This window comes from Pseudomonas sp. SCA2728.1_7, from assembly GCF_018138145.1.
Lineage (GTDB): Bacteria > Pseudomonadota > Gammaproteobacteria > Pseudomonadales > Pseudomonadaceae > Aquipseudomonas > Aquipseudomonas koreensis_A.
Genome location: NZ_CP073104.1, coordinates 940,242 through 959,357 on the forward strand (window position 1 = coordinate 940,242; position 19,116 = coordinate 959,357).

Consider the following 19,116-nt stretch of genomic DNA (forward strand, 5'->3'; position numbering starts at 1 on the left):
TTTTTCAGGAGGGAAGGTAAACGCACAAGAGTCCGTGGGGCCACGGACTCTGATGACAGGGCTTACGCCGGTTCGACCTGCAGCGCGACCCGTTCGCGGCACGGACATTCGTCCATGTAGCGATGCGCTTCGACGAACTCGTTGAACGGGAATACACGCGTCTTCAGCGGCAGCAACACGCGGTCGGCGGTCAACTGGTTGATGTCACGCAAGGCACGCTGCAACGCGACGTGATCCTGAGTAATGCCCAGTTCCGGCTTGCCGGTGAAATTGCCGATGCAATGCACGAAGAACTGGATGTTCTTCTGGAACGCTGCGCAGGCCGGGAACGGCGTCTGATTGCCGCCCTGCAAGCCATACAACACCAGGCTGCCACGCGGCGCCAGCACATCGCCAAGCAGCGACATCTGCGGCCCGCCGAGACCGTCGAACACCACGTCGACACCACGGTTGTCGGTGATCTTGTTGATTCGCATCAACAGATCTTCCTCTTCAGTGACGATGACCTTTTCTGCACCAAGGGACAGCAGGTACTCGCGCTCTTCAGCTTCTTTGGTCGCGGCAATCACCCGCACGCCCATCGCCTTGCCCAACTGGACAAACGAAGGACCGGCGCAATGGCTGGCGTCCGTGACCAGAGCGAACTGCCCCGGCTTGACCCGCGCCAGATCGGCGTAGGCAAAGTAGGCGATCAGCAACGGCGTGTAGTGCACGCTGGCTTCGATCGGGCTGAGCACATCCGGATAACGGGTCAGCGCGGTGCGCGGCAGCACGATCGACTCGCCGTAGACCGGGTAGTCGTTCGCGCTCTCTGCCGGAAAGCTGGCGACCTTGTCACCCACTGCCAGATCATCGACACCGTCGCCGACAGCGGTGATCACACCGGCCATCTCGTGACCAAGACCGGCAGGCAGTCGTGCCTGAGACGAGGCCAGATTCTGACGCCAAAGGGTGTCGTACCAGCTGATGCCGATCGCCTCGACGCGCACCTGCACTTCGCCAGGACCTGGCTGAGCGGCCGCATGCTCTTCGCATTTGAGCACCTCGGCCGGACCAAACTTGTGAAAACGGATCGTGCGGGACATCGCAAACCTCGTCAAAGTAACCTCTAATGCCATGAACTCTATCTGGGCTTTTGACCCAAGACTATCAGTGGCTATTAATAGTCGACATGCCTGTCATTGATTCCGCAGCAGGGGCGGCGTTGGCAAAATCCATGAAAAAACTGCTGCCACCGTCTCAGTAAAGCTGAATTTTCCGGTGCAGAGTACCAGCCTTTCCCCGTAAGATTCATGCCGGCCATTGTTCTCATATGGCCGCTCTCGTCAAGCTTGATGACTCTGCCAGGACTCCAGATGAATCGTAATGACCTGCGTCGTGTCGACCTGAACCTGTTGATCGTATTCGAAACATTGATGCACGAACGCAGTGTGACCCGGGCGGCAGAAAAACTGTTTCTCGGTCAACCGGCGATCAGTGCGGCGCTCTCGCGCCTGCGCAGCCTGTTCGATGACCCGCTATTCGTGCGCACCGGGCGCAGCATGGAACCGTCCGCCCGCGCGGTGGAAATCTTCGCCCTGCTCTCGCCGGCCCTCGATTCGATTTCGACCGCCGTCAGCCGTGCGGCCGAATTCGACCCGGCGACCAGCACCTCGGTATTCCGTATCGGCCTGTCCGACGACGTCGAATTCGCCCTGCTGCCGATGCTGCTCAAACGCCTGCGCGCCGAATCGCCGGGAATCGTGTTGGTGATTCGTCGCGTCAACTACATATTGATGCCGGGCCTGTTGGCCTCCGGCGAGATCTCCATTGGCGTCAGCTACACCACGGACCTGCCGGCCAACGCCAAACGCAAGGTCCTGCGTCGCAGCGCACCAAAACTGCTGCGCGCCGATACCGTGCCGGGGCCGTTGAGCCTGGACGACTACTGCGCACGTCCGCATGCGCTGGTGTCATTTGCTGGCGACCTCAGTGGCTTTATTGATGAAGAGCTGGAGAAACTGGGCCGCAAACGTCATGTGGTGCTGGCCGTTCCGCAGTTCAATGGCTTGAGTACGTTGCTGGCAGGCACTGACATCGTGGCGACCGTGCCGGATTACACGGCGGATGCGCTGACGGCTGCTGGCGGCGTTCGTGCGGAAGATCCACCGCTGCCGACGCGCACGTTTGAACTGCATATGGCGTGGCGTGGGTCGCAGGATAATGACCCGGGTGAGCGGTGGTTACGGTCGCGGATTCAGATGTTTTTCGGGGATCCGGATAGTCTCTAGGGTCTTCTCCGCTATTCGATAGACCGGTCTGAGACTTTCAACGGAACAGTGGAAGCAATAAACCTGCGTATGTCGGCCGAATGAAACCGGTGAGTGCTCACCGTTTTCATTCGGGTCGGGATACTAATATTTGAAACGACCCACCAGGCCTTTGAGCTGACCGGAAATGTCTATCAATCGACCCGAGCCAGCCTGTGACGACTGAGCAAAGCCTTCGACCAGTTGGGCATCGGCATGGATCTGCGCGATGTGGCGATTGATCTCTTCGGCCACCTGGTGCTGCTCCTCAGCAGCTGTGGCGATCTGGGTATTCTGGTCGCGGATCGAGTCCACCGAGCCACGGATCTTGTCGAAGCTGTCACGCGCCTGCTGAATGCGTTCCACACTGGCGTGGGACACTTGCAGGCTGCCTTGCATCTGCTGCGTGACCTCTTGGGTGCGGCGGGCGAGATTGCCCAGCAAGCTGTCGATCTCGCCGGTGGAGTCGGCTGTCCTGCGAGCCAGGGCGCGGACTTCGTCGGCGACCACGGCGAAGCCTCGGCCTTGGTCACCGGCGCGCGCCGCTTCAATCGCCGCGTTGAGCGCCAGCAAGTTGGTCTGCTCGGCAATCGAGCGGATGGTGTCGAGAATGGTGTTGATGTTCTGGCTGTCCTGCTCCAGCAACTGCATGGTCTGGGTCGATTTCTGCAGGTCTTCGCTGAGCTTGAGCACGCTGCCGGTGGCTTCGCCGATGTGCTGCTGGCCGTCATGTACGTCGCGGTAGCCTTCGTCGGCACTCGTCGCGGCAGCACTGCACGAACGTGCGACTTCGTTGGCAGTAGCGACCATTTCGTTGAATGCGGTGCTCACCAACTCCACGGCCTCACGCTGGCGACCTGCAGCCTGGTTCATGTTGTTGGCCACTTCGCTCGTGTCGGCGGCCGCGGTCTGCAGGTCAGATGAGGCGTTGCCGATGCGTTGCACCAATTGTGCAATCATGCTCAGGAACTGGTTGAACCAGCCCGCCAGGCTGGCGGTTTCATCCTTGCCCTGCACCTGGAGTTGGCGCGTCAGGTCGCCTTCTCCTTCGGCGATTTCTTGCAGGCCGTCGGCCACGCCGCGAATCGGACGCACGATGACGCTGGCAAAGCTGGCGCCTACTATCGCGAACACCAACGCCAATGCCGCGGCAATGGCGGCGATCAGCCAGGTCAGCCGGGTGACGTCGGCCATCACTTCATCACGCTTGATCAGGCCGATAAAGCGCCAGCCCAGGCCTTTGGAACTGACCACGTTGGCCATGTAGGCCACGCCATCAATCTCGATTTGGGTCACGCCGTCGCCTCCCTTGGCTAGTTCGGCGTAGTTGGGACCCAGATCGGCCAGAGGTTTGAAGTTGTGCTTCGCATCGCTAGCGTCTACCAGCACGTTACCGTTGTCTTCCACCAGCATCAGGTAGCCGCTATCGCCCAGCTTGATGTTGCGCACCAGTTCAGTGAGCTGTTTGAGCGACACGTCCAGGCCAACCACTCCCAGGATATTTCCGGCGGCGTCGGCGACAGTACGCACAGTGCCGATCAGCGTCACATCGTCCGGCGCCCAATAGTAGGCACCCGTGCGCACAGTGGTGCCTGGCGTGGCGATGGCCGCTTTATACCAGGGACGGACGCGCGGATCGTAGTTGTTCAGCTTGGTGTCGTCCGGCCAACTGGCGTAGCCGCCGTCGCTCAGACCCAGGGACAGGTAAGCGGTACTCGGATGAGTTTTGGCGAACTGGTCAAATATCGCCAGCAGCTCTTTGTTGGCCTGAGTAAGTGGAATTTGCGCGGCTTCGGCACCCGCGTAGCTCTTGAGGTCTTTGGCCGCAACAACGCGCGGGTCCTTGGCTACATAGTCGACGTTTTGGCTAATGCCGTCGAAAAACTGTTTCATGCCATTGTCGATCTGGCGGATCTCGCGACCGCTGCTGTCGAGAAAATTGGTCAGGGCCCCCTCTCGCAGATTCAGCACTACCAAAACGGCGACAAGGATGACCGGGACGCACGCGATTGCCGCAAACGCCCAGGTCAGCTTCTGCTTGATATTCATGACTTCACCTGCGGATATTTATAGTTTTGGCAAGGGGAAACGCTAGCACTGAACGTCGCATGTGTTGTTATGAGGAGATAGAGCCCATGCGTACTCTGAGTTATCGACCGCGACGGTGCGCACTTTAGAACGGCGAACATCGGCAAACTCAGCGCAATCTATCTGCGATTAAAAAAAGGCTTCCCTGCATTGGAAAACCTTCCAGAACGTCGCATCGATTTTCCTGGCCGCCGCTTCACTGACCCAACCCTGCCAGATTTCGGGATCCGGCTTCTGCGCCAGTTGGACCCAATCCAACTGGCCCATTAGCGGCGTGGGAGTTCAGTAACAGAACAGGACGGATTTAGGCGGTTTGGCAAACCGGATCAAAGGTGCAACGCGGGCTTGGACTGGCGAACGCCATGGGCAGAAGGGACGCGGACACGCAGGGCAATCAGCAACGCGGCCAGCAGCATCAACACGGCTGCCGCTACGAATACGCCTGCGCTGCCACCGAGGCTGAACATTGCACCGCCAGCGGCGGCGCCAGTGGCGATGGCTGACTGCACAGAGGCCACTACCATGCCTCCGGCGCTTTCCGCCTGATCAGGTACCGCGCTGGCGACCCAGTTCGACCACGCCACCGGCACACCACCGAAGGCCATGCCCCAGACCGCCAGCAATAGCGCCTGCCCCGGCACCGAGGCCGGCAACAGCACCAACGCCAGTGCTGCAACGCCGACCAGCGCGGGCATCAGCACCAGAGTGGCCAGCGGGTGGCGCTCCAGCAGCCGGCCGGCCAACAGCGTGCCGACGAAGTTCGCCACACCGAACCCCAGCAGCATCAGGGACAGCCCTTGCGGACCGATACCGGTAGTCCCTTCAAGGAAGGGTCGAACATAGGTAAACATCGCGAAGTGGCCGCTGTGCACCAGCACACAACCGAACATGCCCATGGCGATGCCTGGGCGCTGCAACACCTCGAGTACGGTGCGCAGACGTGCCGGTCGGCGCGGCGCAAGGCGCGGCAAAGTGAATGACTGAAACGCCAGGGTCACCATGCCTACCGCCGCCGCTGCGAAGAACGCGCTGCGCCAGCCATACAACCCGCCCAGATAGCTGCCCAGCGGCACCGCCACGACCGTGCCGATGGCGATGCCGCTGAAAATGATCGACAGCGCCCGGGGCAACAAGGCACTCGGCACCAAGCGCATCGCTACCGCCGCCGCCATGCTCCAGAACCCGCCAAGGGCAATGCCCAGCAAGATACGCATCAACAACAGCACCACGAAGCTGGAGGAAACGGCGACCAACAGATTGGAGGCGACCATCAATGTCGAAAAACCCAACAACACCCAGCGTCGGTCGATACCACGGGTCAGACCTGGCACCAACAAGCCGGCGAACAGCGCCACCACGGCGGTGACCGTTACCGCCTGGCCAGCCAGCGCTTCGGACACTCCCAGGTCAGTAGACATCAGCGTCAACAAACTGGCCGGAAGGTACTCAGCGGTCAGTAACCCAAACACACCCATTGCCAACGAAAATACTGCCATCCACGCGGGGGTTGCAGGTTCTACGTCCGCGCCGACGCCGCAAGGGCGGTCGGATACGGTGTTACATACACAGTCAGTCATTGCACGGATTTCCCAATCTTCATTAAGAGCCGAAGTCTAGGCGCCGAAATCCGGATGATCTATGATCCAAAGTCTCTACTTTTTGACTAAAACACCTGAACGATGCCTGCTGATCAGTTTGCTCTTTCCTCGGACCTCATCAACGAGCTGTTGCGCGGCATGCGCCTGCGTGGCGTTGAATACCGGCGTATCCAAACGGGTCCAGCTTTCGGTTTGGGCTTTGCTGAAAAACCTGGGCACGCCTGGTTCCACTTCATGGCCGTCGGCAATGCGGTGTTGCGGATGGAGGACGGAACTACGTACGCGCTGTCTGCCGGCAACGCCGTGTTTATTTCCCATGGCGCAGCCCATCAACTGTTTTCCCATCAGGGCGCGCCTGTTCAGGACATCGATCATCTAGACGGTGCGCCCTTGGGTGACACCGTCAGCGCGGTGGATACCGGAACCGATGCCAGCGCCACTCCGAGCACTATTCTGTTCAGTGCTTGTATGGAGTTTGAACTGGGCAGTATCCATGGCCTTGGCCGGCTGATGCCGGGCCTGATGCTGATTGATGCCGGCGGCCAGCGTTACCCCGGACTAGTGCCGATCCTCACCACCATGGAGCGCGAGGTAAGCGCCGCTCGTGTCGGCTTCGCCGGTATCCTCGCGCGGTTGGCCGACGTGGTGGCGGCCATGGTCGTTCGCGGCTGGGTCGAGTGCGCCTGCGGCAATGCCTCTGGTCTGGTCGCCGCCCTGCGCGATCCCCGCTTGGCCAGTGCACTGCTTGCGCTCCATCAACAACCGGGCCGCGACTGGACTGTTGCGCAGTTGGCAGAGCACTGCAATACCTCACGCTCGGTCTTCGCGGACCGCTTCCAGGCGACGATTGGCATGGCTCCGCTGCGCTATGTCACCGAACTGCGGATGCGGCTTGCAAGCCAGTGGCTGACCCTCGAAAGGCTACCGATTGAAGAGGTGGCGCAGCGTTTGGGCTATACCTCCCAGGCCGCTTTCAGTCGTGCATTCAAGCGCATTACGGGCAATACGCCTGGATTGAGTCGCAAGGTGAGGCAGCCCGCTGTTACTTGAAATCGAGCGCAAACAGTCGATGATCCCTGCCACCGACTCATTTACCCCCCGTTACATCAAGGAATGTACCGGTAACGAATGAAGCCTCCGCGCTCGCCAACCATAGAATCGCGCGTGCCACTTCCTCAGGCTGTCCGCCCCGTCCCATCGGGATCGAGTCCTTGACACGATCGACCCGCCCCGGCTCACCGCCACTGGCATGCATTTCGGTATAGATATGTCCGGGGCGAATACAGTTGACGCGTATTCCTTCCCGAGCCACCTCTTTTGCAAAGCCAATGGTGAACGTCTCCAAGGCGCCCTTTGACGCCGCATAGTCGACGTACTCGTTGGGGCTGCCGAGGCGCGCCGAAGCCGAAGAGACATTGATCACTACACCGCCCGGGCCGTTGTGGCGGTAAGACATACGCTTCACCGCCTGTTGGGCACAGAGTATTGGCCCAATGGCATTGACCGCAAAGATGCGCTGCATCCGCTCGAAGCCGAGGTCTTCCAAGCGAGACTGAGGCGCCAGCATCCCGGCGTTATTGACCAGTACGTCGATGCGTCCGAACGTGCGGTCGATGGCCGCGAACAAATCGGCCACCTGTTGGGGGTCCGCACTGTCGGCCCGCATCGTCAACGCCCGGCGCCCCAATGCTTCTACATCTGCGGCCACGGCCAGCGCTGCGGACGCGTTGGCAACGTAGCTGATCGCCACGTCATAACCTCTTTCGGCGGCCAGCCGCGCGGTGGCTGCCCCCACTCCACGACTTCCCCCCGTGATTAGAATCAGCGGTGCCTGCGAGACGTTGATCATGAAATAAAGCTCCTGAGCCGTTGGCTGTATCAGCCGATGATGAGGGTGCCACTGGCGATCACTACGCATGCCAGTATCCGGCGCGCGGTGAGCGTCTCGCCGAGAAACACATAGCCGATCAACGCCGCAAACAGCACGCTGGTTTCGCGCAATGCCGATACTGCGCCCAAGGGCGCTTCGGTCATGGCGTAGGTGACCATTGCATACGCAAGCAAAGAGACCAGCCCGCCGACCAATGCGGTCACTGTTCCGGGCCGGACGCAGAACAAGCTGCGGGTGTCGCGTAGGCCGATGTAGACCACCGGCATCAGCACGCCCCACAGGGCGCACATCCACACCGTGTAGGCCAGCGGCGCGCCGGAGAGCCTGGCGCCGATGCCGTCGACCACGCTGTAGGCCGCGATAAAGCCGCCCGTTCCCAACGCATAAGGCAGGCCGGGAACCGACAGACTGCGCCCTCTGAAAGCCAGCGATATAATCCCGCCTGACACCAGCGCAATACCGAGTAACACGTCAGGCGTGATGCGTTCTCCGGCAAACACGGCGGCCCCCAAGGTGATCAGCACCGGCGACGATCCACGTGAAATCGGATAGGTCTGCCCCAGGTCGCCGACCCGGTAACTGCGCACCAGAAACAGGTTGTAGCCGACATGCAGCAACCCCGACAGCAGCGCATAGCCCCAGCTCTCAATCGCGGGGGGATCCATGAACACTGCGGCGACGACACTGGTGATGGCGATGGCAATACACATCACTGTCATCGACCACAGCCGATCGGCACCGCTACGCAGCAGCGCATTCCAGCTGGCATGCAGGAGCGCAGCGAAAAGCACGAGGAAGATGATATGGATAGGCATGCGTCACTTTAGGCAATGCGGCACCGGGACTAAAGCGAAGCCTCCTCATCACAGCATGAACGAAAACTCATGACTCACTCATCCAGTCGTCGGACTTTCAGTGCCTCGCTGACCAACCATTGGCGAAAGCTGGCGATGTGCGGTTGCGCTTCGATGCCCTTGGGACAGACGAAGTAATACGCCAGCGGTGATGGGAATGGCACATCAAACAGCCGCACCAAACGGCCATCACTGATTTCGTTCTCGACATGCCCGCTGCGCACCAATGCAACGCCCTGGCCGAGCAAGGCGGCCTCGACCGTCATGTTGGTATCGCCAAATCTGACGCTCTCCTTGAGCGGCAAATAGGCCAGCCCGACGGCTTGAAACCACACCGCCCATTTTGGCACCAGTTCGACACCATCGCGCGTCAGCAGCGGAAAATGCAACAGTTCTGCGGGGCTCTGCGGAGTCCCGACGCGTCGCAGCAGTTCAGGGCTGGCCACAGGAAATACCTGCTCCCCAAACAGGAACTCAGAATGCAGACCGGGGTAATCGCCCTTGCCAAGCCTGATGGCTACATCCGCCTGGCCCTGAGAGAAGTGGATTATTCTATCTGTGGTGTCCAGCGAGACCAGCAGCTCGGGGTGCTGACGAGCGAGAAGTGGCAAGCGTGGCAGCAGCCATTTGAGAGCGAAGGAATAGGTAGTGCTGACGCTGAGTCGAACTCTGTCTTTTTGCTCGCGCAAATCGCCCAAAGTCGCCTCCAGGCTGATGAAAAACTCGCGCACGATGGGCGCCAGCGCAGCCCCCGCAGCGGTGAGACGTAACGCCTTGCCACGTTCAAACAACTGCACTCCCCAAAGGGCCTCAAGGTGCTTGAGCTGATGACTGACTGCACTTTGAGTCACATGTAGCTCTTGTGCGGCCGACGTAAAGGTCAAGTGCCGGGTGGCAGCTTCAAATGCGCGCAAGGTCGCGGTGGGCGGCAGGTCTCTCATAAGAGCAGTATCCAGCGAGTGATCAGAAAAGTGCATCCATGAACGCTAGCTCATAATAGTGCGAAACTCACTCGAAACGTGGCGACCGGACGATACTCACGGAGCGTTGAATCGCCTCAGCGACTGCAACGCTCCGCATCACCTCACCCCACCGGCTCGCAAACAATGCGCCCGATGCGCAGAAAGGTTTCATGGGCGTTGAGTTCGTGGACGCTCAACACGGCATGATCCTTCGCCGCCAGATACCGCCAGCGCCCCTCTTCTAGCATGAACTCTTTGAACGCTTCGCCGTCCTCGCTCAGATAGATGCGCTGGGCGTCATTGGCTTTGGTGAACAGGCTTAGGCGCTCCAGGTGGAAGACGCTATCGACGAGCAATTCCTGCGACTGGAGTTTCCAGTCGTAACCCTTGTCCGAAGTCAGATACTGATCCCAGCAGACGCACATCAACTTGCCGCTCATGCGGGTGATCAGCGGGTCGTCGAAGTGGTCCCTGTCGCTGCCCCAGGTACAGGTGCGGTCGCTCTTGCCCGGCAGCAGGTATTTGACGAAGGACGCCGCGTCATTCTTCTTCTTGGTCGAGACGTATAAGTAGCTGTAGCTGCAGAACAGCAGCAGGCACGGCGAACCGGGCAGCGAGCGCATGCTTTTCGCCTCGGCGCCCTCGGGCAGCCTTGGAGTACCCTCCCAGCGTTCCCAGGTGCCATCAAGACGATCGGCACAGTAGATCAACGGCTTGTCGTAGCTCGCCGTCCTGTTCGAGTCGAAAATGATGCCCTTCTCGACATACGAGTACTCGGTTCGCTCGGTGAACCGCCAGAGCCATTTGCCATTGAAGTGCACAATATCCTCAGTCGGCGAGTACCCGTAGGTATCGGGCAGGTCCGGCATCTGGCTGCGCTGCCAGGACACCCCGTCATGGGAGTAGAAGAAAGCCTCGCGATACCCCGCCACCAGGATCCACACCCCGTCGACGACAGACAGTTTCCTGACGTAGAGCTTCTCTTCCTGCGGATCCGGCTGCACGACCTGCCAGTGCAGCCCGTCCTCGCTGCGATGGAACACGCCATCGTCGTCGACCAGCAACCAGACCTTGCCGTTGGTCTTGATCTGGCGGACGTTTTCCGGATCACAAGGTGGATTGTCGAGGTTTTGCCATTCGATGCTGAAGCGGTGCGCGCTCCCCTCGATCTCGACCACGACGGCCGACTTCTCCAGCCGCTCCTGCTGCCGGGCCAGTTCGCGGGAGGCACGCTCCTGCGCCTCGATCTCCACCACCGACCTGTCGAATTCACCAGCCTTGAACAGGTCGATCTGCCGATCCGCCGCGGAACACGCTTCAGAGAAGGTGGTCAGGGTGTTGTCGACCTGCCTTTCGTAACGGCAGAACTGTTCATGCCAGTCGTCGTTCGAGGCCGAGTTGTCCAAGTCGAAGTCGCTGTAGCCCAGCTCGCTGTCGAAGTTGATCGGCGGCAGATTCATGCGCCGGATCATGCCGTTGGCCGAATTCAAGGCTGTGCCGTGTTCTGAAATCAGCTCGCTGGCCTTCTTGCGCACAGTGTTGAGACTCGACAGGGCCAGGCCGCGGCCTACTGAGCAGGCGGACGCGGAGACTGCCGAACTGACCTTGGCCAAGAAACCATCGTCGAACGATTCCATATAGAACGAGTGGTCCGCGGCCTTGCTGGTGACCGCAATCAGGTCGAAGCTCAGGGTCGTCGCAGCCCAACTGGCGGTGTGCAGTTTCTTGCCGATGTCCTCGTAGGTCTGCTCGAAGCTCAGGACGCGGTAACGAATGATGTTTTTCCAGCCACGGGTCTGTGCAGCCAGTTTCGCGGCGGCGTCGAGCAACGGCTTTTCCTCGGTCTCCCGGAGCAGCGTCTGCATGTGCGAGAAGTTGTCGCGGAACTGCGCCGGCTTGAGGGTCGCGAGAATCCGCGCCACGTACTGGTTCTCGATTTTCCGGCCGCACAGGGTCAGCAGGAAGAAGGCATCCAGCAGCCAGGTGTAGGTGCGGTCATCCTCGTTGAGCAGCGTCTGCATGGCCGGCAGGTAGTCCTGCAGTTTGCGCGGACTATCGGCGATCTGGCCGATCTGCCCGACGATGTCCGGGCAACCGGCCTTCTCCGCCAGGTGTTCAAGGAACTCCACGCCTGCTTTGTTCAGCGTTGCGGAACCCTCGATGGCCAAAGCGAACAGGCGCAGGTAGGTGCGCCGGGTTTCTTCGTCGGGTGTCGTGTCGAAGAAGCTGTGCACCTTGATCTCCGGCAACGCCGAGGTCAGCGACAGCGGCTCGCCCTCCTGATGCTCGTGCTCGTCGTCCTGCTCGACGACGTTGAGCCCGTTGACGTCCTTGTAGATGTCGATGGCCAGTGCGCTGCCGCCGATCACCTCGCCGATCAGGTCACGGATGCCGTAGGTGGTCGACAGCCCGGAGAACTCCTCGCCGAACAGCTTCGAGATGATGTTCTCGCGGTCCTCGTCGCTGCGGCAGATCTCTTCGTCATCAATGAGGCTGACGATGCGCTCGTACTGATCGGACAAGAAATACAGCGCATTGAAACCAATGCCGGAGATGTTCTTCTGGATGAAGTGCGAATCCACCACATGCTCGTCGAAGCCCAGCGCGATCATTTCGCGGAAGCGATCGATGCCGGCAAGCTCGATGCCCTCGATCAACTCCATGATGAAGTCCAGCAGGCGGACATCTTCGTCGCAGTCGATCCCCAGCTTGTCGAGGGTAACGACCAGGTGGTTGACGTCCCGCGAGGTCAACACCACGTCGCGGTGGCTGCGTATGAAGTCATAGGTGAGGTGCAGCACCAGCAGGTTGCGCGGGATCGACTTGAAGCGACGCTTGTTGGCTTCGATGTGCAGCGACCAGTTGGTAAAACTGGCGTGGTTCTCTACCTGCACCAGGCGACTGTTGATCTTGTCGACCGCCAGCGAGAGGAATTCGCGGGTCTCGATGATGTATTCGTTCATCGTCCCCAGGTTGTTGCGGATCACCGCGATGCTCTGGGCGTTGATCAGGTTTTGCTGCTGCAATTGCTTGAGGTAGTGCCAGGCGAATTTCTGCATCTGCAGCATGTCGACCTGGTTGTGCAACTGATCCTGGCCGGTCTTGCCGCTGACCTTGTTGCCCAAACGCTTGAAGAAACCCGCGCCGGTCTGCCTGGCCAAGCGTTCCTGGCTGGACGCCAAGACCCGCGAGGCATCGAGCGCCAACTGCTGGGTCAGGGCGGCATTGCCCTTGTGCTGGTTCACCAGAGCTTCGATCGCTCGAGCGTCTGCGTCTTCGAGAGGCTGTTCGAAGATCTCTTGCGTTACCTCAACAGTTGTGTCGGTCATTTCATTGGCCTTAAAGGTTTTCGATCTGGTGTTTCAGTCGTTTGCTTTGTCCTGCCAGGGTCCGGACCTGCCCGGCGAAATGGCGCTCGGACAGGTACAGGCCCTTGTGAAAATCGGCGTAGAACTGCTGGGAAACCTGCAGAAACTCCAGCGCTTGATGCATGCCGATGGCGCTGCCCACCACCTGCTCGGTACTGGCGAGGGTGAGCTGGAACTCTTTCTCGATATGGTTATCCAGGGCGATGTTCATCGCCAGGGTGGTGATCAAGCCACCGATCAGGCTGCCCACCAGCGCCCCGGGCGGGCCGCCGATGGCCCCCACAGTGGCGCCGACCGACGCGCCGACCACGCCCGCGCCGGTCTGGAACAGGTTCTTGCCGGTGCGGGTTTCCATTTCCTGCGCGCTCATCTTGCCGGCCGAGAACAGCACCAGGCACTGCACCAGGTCGACCGCGCACACTGTCGCACCGGCGACGCCGCCGTTGGCCAGGCTGCGCTTGAACAGAGTGCCCGTGAACAGGCCGGGCATGGAACGCGCGGCGATACTCACGCTGGCATTGGCCACGCCGGCCTTCAGGGCGCTGTCGCCAGCGGCGATCACGGTGTTCTCAAGGATGCGCAGGGTGGCTTGCTCCGCCGTGATCTGGCCGTCCTTGAACTGCTTGATGTACTGGAAGGTGTTAATGCTGCCGGCGATCACCGTGGTGATGACCGCCGCCGAGCCAGCGGCGCGCAGGCTTTGCTGCACAGTTGCCTTGTTCAGGTAGCCGGTCTGCAAGTTGTCGTGCAGCTCCTGGCCGGTCTTGCTCGCGGTGCCCAGGTGCTCGGCCTCACGCTTGCTCAAGGAAGTGGACTGCACGCCATCGACGTCCAGTTGCCCGCTGGTGTTGTCCCGGACCTTTTCCGCAGCCCGGGACACTTCCGGCCGGGTCTGCTGATTCCTCAAGACGTCGCGCTCGGCCGAGAGGCGCACGCCTTCGATCTGGTCCGAGGGACCGAGGAACAGGTCGCTGTCCTTGTAGGCGTGCACGCCGTCCTTTGTGGAGCGAAACGCCTTCTGCGTCGCCTCGGCATTTTTGAAGTACTTGAGCTGCGCGCCCAGCAACTGGTCGTCACCGCGCATGACCACGATGTCGTGGGTCATGTCGTTACGGCCCAGCGGCGTATTGGCAAAGTTGTCGGTGAAGGCGCGCACGTCCTTATCCTTCAGGATCGCGTCAAGATTGAATGACTCGGCGTGCCAAGTCTCCGCCGCGAAGCCGCCCTTGATCGCGGCGTTTTGCGCGGTGGACGAGACCTTGGCGAGGATGCCGTTGGCTTGGCCGATTTCCGCAAGCATGCGCCCGGCCTTGTCCGCAGCTTGCACGGTCCAGATCGGACACAGGCTGACGGACTGTTCAAGCGCGCGTTGGCGTTCTTTATCCATGGGTATTCCTCAGGCTGGTTTCCTGGATAGCGGTGTCCGCTGAAAGGAGTTGCCGGCCGTCTAGGCCAGGCATTCGGTAAAGCGCGTGCATGCTGTGCAGGCGCTGGGCGATCTCATCGACCCAGACCTGTGGCGCGTGGACACGAATGTTGTCGTTCAGGCCAAAGATCCACCACAGCGTGTCGCGATCCTGGGGTACCCAGGCGTGCAGGCGCTTCCACGCTTGTCCGGGGATGACCTCAAGGGACTGTCGCGCACTGAGCGGGGTTTCTTCGAGCAGCACGGCGATCTGCGCGCTGACGTCGGCGACCAGTTCCACCTGCGTCTCGGCCTGGCGGTGGCTGAAGATCCCGGTGGCGATGTAATCGTCGACATCGAACTGGCTATGCGATGGCGACCGGGCGTCGACCACCGCGACCTGCTGCATGCGGTGCAAGGCGAACTGGCGCACGTCGTCATAGCCGTCTACCGAGGCCAGCAGATAACTGATGGAGTGCCGCGAAACCAGGCCCGCCGGGTGCAAGCGAAACTGCTTGAGTTCGCATTTGCTGCGACTGCGGTAGGCTACGTCGAGCGGTCGCCGCTCAAGCAAGGCCTGGGACACCTGGGCCCAGGTGCTCGGGGCTATCGCGGCCGGGATCAGGGTCTTGCCGTTAGGCACCGCACGCACCCGCCGCGACCAGTCGGCCAGGCCATTGTGGCCAAGGTCACCGAGGAAGTTGCGGGCCCGGCGGAACTGCGGGCCGAGTTGATCGAGCACGGTCTGCGGTAGCAAGGTGTTCAGGTAGCTTTCCGACAGGTACAGGGCCAGCGCCGTCGAGGCGTCCATGTCCTGCAGCTGCAACGGCGCGTCCTTGGTGAAGCTCCAGCGGAACGGCACCTCGTTATCGTTGCACTGCAGCGAGAACGGGATGGACAGCCGGTTGAGATCACGCTGAATCGAGCGCAACGTCACCGAAAAGCCCTTGTCGCGCAGCTTTTCCAACAAGGTCGTGGTGGCGATACGCTGCGGTTCGGTAGGGATAAGGCGCAACAAGGCAAACAGCCTGAGCAGTGTGTCTTTAGCCTGGGACATCAGGACTTCCTTGTACTCTTCGCGCCCGCTACAGCGGCCGGGCATTGCAGTGAATCCAATTCAACAGAGTGGCATTCTGCCATAACTCCGTGATGGTTCCACCCCGAAGTTATCTTCAAATCCATGACTGCAGCCACGTCAGGAGTCTGCTCGCTGGCGTTGCTCGTGTTTGAGGTCGGTGTATTCGGTGTAGAACTCGTAGCCCTTTTTGAGCACTACGCACAGTCCAATGAAAGCGAAGAGGTTTTTCATGATGAGGGTCTCGGTGACGTTTGACCCTATCTTCCAGCGCCGGGCGACAAACCGTGTCGCCGGGTTGACCAAACTCTTTTACCATCCCTGGGGCTGGATACCACCGGCAAAAGCTCATTCGATGTACGCAAGCGTGAAGTCGTGGGCAGTCGTGTAACAACTGCCCATCAAGACACCGTAACCTCACTCGAAACAGAGCAGATTCGTGAAGCGGATCCGTTACCGTTTGACCTCAGTACATTGCAGGAACTCTATTGCCGTCAGTATGACTTGATATGCAGCGAACGCTGAATATCTCGCAGTCGCTATACGAGACCCGCAAGAGGTCTTTGCCCTCGACAGAGTGCTCCGAACACTTTACTGAGCTATTTACTGGCCGCTGCCTGCTTTGGATCTTTCAAAGTCTCTTCGCCCAATGCCAGCATCATGCTAAGCAAGGTGAGACTGACAACCATGACAAGCGTACGAATTACATTCGCAGTGCTCAACGAGTCGGGTTCGACCCAGTGCCAAACCGTTAAAAATCCCAGTATCGCGCCTAGACCCGTTCTGCCTGCAGTCAAAAAACTTCCACCAATGTCACCTAAAAAAAGATGCACAGCGTCGAGCCAACACTGATACCGAGCGGACATGAACCTCCACTTGTATTTAAAAATTGCGGCCATCGCGAATGCTAAACACAGACACGCGTAGTAGCCCATCAAAAAAGGCGCGGTGAGTAAAAGGTCCAGCATTGCCTTGAACTGTGTTGACGACTCTGAATTTAACAGAACTGGCACTCCTCCCAATGCAAAGGCGAGTGCCAGCTCCCGGGATATCCTCGCAACAATGTGTAATTTGGGACGTATTTTTTTAACCTTGAACATATCAATCCTCATCGTGCGTACTCTCTGATCTATCACTCACTCTCCCTCTCAAAAGCTCACCTCCCTGCGCAGGAAGTCTCGTGAAAAGCCGTCATTGCTGGGGCGGCTGTCGCCACAATACGCGCGAGCCACACCGTATTCCTCTCTGATATCAGCGTTTGAGATGCGCAATACTGTTGAACGCAACACTGGCTTGCGGCATTCTTTGCAACGAAATTTCCAGGGACGGTAAGATTTTATGCGTACTTCGCGCATGCAAGCGCTTGTGCATCTCTCCTCTTCAAGCATCGTCGATGTGATTGAAGGCGAGCACGCGCGTGCGTCCGGATGCCCACGTGGTCAAAGTCTCGCTGAACTGACACCCCACCTTCGCACTTCCCCGTCACCATGACTGCTTGAGGCCGATATTCTCAGGCCAGCTCAAGCGCTGCTTTCCAGCCGTCGCTGCACGAAAACCATTCAACGAATAGCCTGTGATCTCTTGAAACGGAACTTCCAATGAGCGGAAAACCTGCTGCACGCCTTTCGGACCCCACTAGCTGCCCTCTTCCGGGACATGGCACGAATCCAATTGCCAGTGGCTCGCCCAACGTGAACTTCGACGGACTTGCTGCCGCGCGGATGACCGACAAGTCCGCCTGCGGCAGTCCAATCACCGGCGGCGTCAGCTCGACAGTTTTCATCAATGGCTTGAACGCTGCGACGATTGACAGCACAGGCGGACACGGCAACGTCGTGGTGGGCGGTTCCGGAACAGTCATCATCGGCGACACCTTCGTCTCGGCACCTTTCAGCGGTCTGCTGCCGATGCCGGTGCACTTCAGCGACAAGATCAAGTTGATCGACGAAAGCACCGGTGAGCCCATGCCTAACCATGGCTACGCCATTCAACGCGCTAACGGCAGCTTCGAGTACGGAACCAGCGATGCGTTGGGGTTTACGCACGTTGTCAGTTCGCACGTGGCAGAAACCTTCAAACTCTTCCTGGAAGATTGAAAACATGCCGGCAGAGCAAATCCAGCTTCCAAATGGCAATACCGCGAGTCTGGCAGTCACGCCGACGTTAACACTCGTGAAGGATCAGTCTGTAAAGACGGCTCCCGTTGCAATAAAGAAAGCGATAGTTTTTTTCATCGGCGGGGCTGCCGACCAGGAGAAATACTATTTCCAGGGCGCGTTCCACAATATCGATGACGCACAAAAACTGCTCGACGCCAAAATAGCCGGCAACGCTAAGCTGAAGGCGAAATACACGGGCCTCCCTAAAAGCTATAAGGATGCAAGGGGGGCCGGCGATATCCAGACTCACTTCATCGACAACATCCCCAATAAGTCCTGCCCGGTTTACATCGTCGGCCACAGTCTCGGCGCATGGAACGGTGCACATCTGTCACAGATCCTGTCCGAAGCCGGTTACACCATCAAATATCTGGTGACACTGGATCCCGTGGGTGAAGGGTTCCTCGTATGGCTGGGTTCCGACATCTATTTCTCTGAACCAACGCCTGTCGCCGAAACATGGATCAACATCCGCGCCAACGCCAGTACACCCGACCAATCTGACGGTGTCGCTGACTTCGGCGAGCGCTGGATTATCGAAGCAGGTCCGACCATCAATAAAACCATTGATAAGCACCATGCTTCTGCTGACTGGATGTTTTTCGAACCTGTGCAAGGAACGAAGTCCGCTTGCGATCTGATTTTTGATTCAATCACCGGTATCTTTGGCCAATGAACAGCTTCCGCGCGGTCATTTACCTGGGCGTTCTTCTCTGCACTGGCTGCGTAAAAACGGCCAGTATTCCACCCGCCGACCTCACGTTATCGTCGTTTGAGCTCGGCCCCGCCAATCTGTTCACGGCACACTTCAACTCCACTGTGGATTTGCAGAACGCTTTCAATGATTACGAAAGTTCCAACCAGCTCAGCCCCACCCTGATCTGCTCTCTGAACCGAGACATGGAATTCTCATCCGAGCATTCAATCGCGGTAAAAGCCGAAGGGCGAGTGAACGCAAGCAGTCAAGCCAGGCCCAATTACAAGTTTTCCTCCGATCTGATCTTTTACTACACCAATGCGGATGGAACGCAACGCGACTTGAATGACTACGACGCCATCAAACCGTTGCTGGCGTCGCAAGCTTCAATCCCGTGCAAAGTTCGCATAACTGCCTATGGGTATGAGGCGTATTACACGAACACGTTATTCATCCCGGCCAGGATCATGATTGAACAGATCTTCAGATAACCGCCCTTTGCTGAGCCTGGCGCAGGGAATTGGCGAAGCTCTGATGGTCACTTGATTGCACCCATAAAAAAGCCCGGAAACCGTCCCCGGGCTTTTTCATTTGTGCGCCTCTTTTGCGTTTTTGTGCGACACATCCCCTTTCAGGACTCCCGCAAGGCTCTGGCACGGTGTTAGTTTGTAAGTGTATGTGTCTCAGCGTTGAGGCACGCCTAACTCACTGCCCTGCAAAGGAATGCCCTT

The 19,116-nt window shown here is 59.2% G+C and carries 15 protein-coding genes; 5 read left to right on the forward strand and 10 right to left on the reverse strand.

Annotation, left to right across the window (positions count from 1 at the left end):
- Positions 1 to 62: 62 nt before the first annotated feature.
- Positions 63 to 1,085: a zinc-dependent alcohol dehydrogenase family protein gene (locus KBP52_RS04115; RefSeq protein WP_016983050.1), complete on the reverse strand. Its 1,023-nt coding sequence runs from the start codon at positions 1,083 to 1,085 to the stop codon at positions 63 to 65.
- A 270-nt stretch (positions 1,086 to 1,355) separates the two neighbouring features.
- Between KBP52_RS04115 and KBP52_RS04120 the strand changes: the two genes are divergently transcribed.
- Complete coding sequence (locus KBP52_RS04120) at positions 1,356 to 2,270, forward strand: LysR family transcriptional regulator (protein ID WP_034154182.1); 915 nt, start codon at positions 1,356 to 1,358, stop codon at positions 2,268 to 2,270.
- 123 nt (positions 2,271 to 2,393) lie between these two features.
- Here KBP52_RS04120 and KBP52_RS04125 read toward each other — a convergent pair whose 3' ends face one another.
- Together KBP52_RS04125 and KBP52_RS04130 are read right to left on the reverse strand one after the other, a co-directional pair.
- Positions 2,394 to 4,337, reverse strand: a complete 1,944-nt coding sequence (locus tag KBP52_RS04125; RefSeq protein ID WP_212622152.1) for a methyl-accepting chemotaxis protein — start codon at positions 4,335 to 4,337, stop codon at positions 2,394 to 2,396.
- A gap of 365 nt (positions 4,338 to 4,702) precedes the next feature.
- Positions 4,703 to 5,953, reverse strand: a complete 1,251-nt coding sequence (locus KBP52_RS04130; RefSeq protein WP_212622153.1) for an MFS transporter — start codon at positions 5,951 to 5,953, stop codon at positions 4,703 to 4,705.
- 102 nt (positions 5,954 to 6,055) lie between these two features.
- On the opposite strand from KBP52_RS04130, the gene KBP52_RS04135 reads away from it, so the two are divergent.
- The gene (locus tag KBP52_RS04135; RefSeq protein ID WP_212622154.1) at positions 6,056 to 7,024 is read left to right on the forward strand and encodes an AraC family transcriptional regulator; all 969 of its coding nucleotides are present in this window, start codon (positions 6,056 to 6,058) and stop codon (positions 7,022 to 7,024) included.
- A gap of 37 nt (positions 7,025 to 7,061) precedes the next feature.
- Here KBP52_RS04135 and KBP52_RS04140 read toward each other — a convergent pair whose 3' ends face one another.
- The 7 genes from KBP52_RS04140 to KBP52_RS04170 form a co-directional block, all read right to left on the reverse strand.
- Positions 7,062 to 7,823 carry an SDR family oxidoreductase gene (locus KBP52_RS04140; RefSeq protein WP_212622155.1) on the reverse strand — a complete coding sequence of 254 codons (762 nt, stop codon included), beginning with the start codon at positions 7,821 to 7,823 and terminating at the stop codon, positions 7,062 to 7,064.
- 29 nt (positions 7,824 to 7,852) lie between these two features.
- Positions 7,853 to 8,680 (reverse strand): DMT family transporter, encoded by an 828-nt coding sequence (locus KBP52_RS04145; protein WP_212622156.1) that lies wholly within the window; start codon positions 8,678 to 8,680, stop codon positions 7,853 to 7,855.
- A gap of 74 nt (positions 8,681 to 8,754) precedes the next feature.
- Positions 8,755 to 9,660, reverse strand: a complete 906-nt coding sequence (gene gcvA, locus KBP52_RS04150; protein ID WP_212623096.1) for a transcriptional regulator GcvA — start codon at positions 9,658 to 9,660, stop codon at positions 8,755 to 8,757.
- A gap of 143 nt (positions 9,661 to 9,803) precedes the next feature.
- Positions 9,804 to 13,010, reverse strand: coding sequence for a hypothetical protein (locus tag KBP52_RS04155; protein WP_212622157.1), 3,207 nt, complete (start codon positions 13,008 to 13,010; stop codon positions 9,804 to 9,806).
- Positions 13,011 to 13,020: 10 nt separating this feature from the next.
- Positions 13,021 to 14,436: a hypothetical protein gene (locus tag KBP52_RS04160; RefSeq protein WP_116032692.1), complete on the reverse strand. Its 1,416-nt coding sequence runs from the start codon at positions 14,434 to 14,436 to the stop codon at positions 13,021 to 13,023.
- A complete protein-coding gene (locus KBP52_RS04165) occupies positions 14,429 to 15,511 on the reverse strand; it encodes a WYL domain-containing protein (RefSeq protein WP_116032688.1) in 1,083 nt (360 codons plus the stop codon). The genes KBP52_RS04160 and KBP52_RS04165 overlap by 8 nt, the downstream gene beginning before the upstream one ends.
- 617 nt (positions 15,512 to 16,128) lie before the next feature.
- A complete protein-coding gene (locus KBP52_RS04170; RefSeq protein ID WP_147304430.1) occupies positions 16,129 to 16,629 on the reverse strand; it encodes a hypothetical protein in 501 nt (166 codons plus the stop codon).
- 498 nt (positions 16,630 to 17,127) lie between these two features.
- Between KBP52_RS04170 and KBP52_RS04175 the strand changes: the two genes are divergently transcribed.
- Genes KBP52_RS04175 through KBP52_RS04185 form a run of 3 tightly spaced genes read left to right on the forward strand, consistent with a single transcriptional unit; the run spans position 17,128 to position 18,876 of the window.
- Entirely contained in the window at positions 17,128 to 17,625 is a 498-nt protein-coding gene (locus tag KBP52_RS04175) for a PAAR domain-containing protein (protein WP_116032678.1), read from the forward strand.
- A gap of 4 nt (positions 17,626 to 17,629) precedes the next feature.
- Complete coding sequence (locus tag KBP52_RS04180; RefSeq protein WP_212622158.1) at positions 17,630 to 18,364, forward strand: alpha/beta hydrolase; 735 nt, start codon at positions 17,630 to 17,632, stop codon at positions 18,362 to 18,364.
- A complete protein-coding gene (locus KBP52_RS04185) occupies positions 18,361 to 18,876 on the forward strand; it encodes a hypothetical protein (RefSeq protein ID WP_116032671.1) in 516 nt (171 codons plus the stop codon). The genes KBP52_RS04180 and KBP52_RS04185 overlap by 4 nt, the downstream gene beginning before the upstream one ends.
- Positions 18,877 to 19,116: the final 240 nt, after the last annotated feature.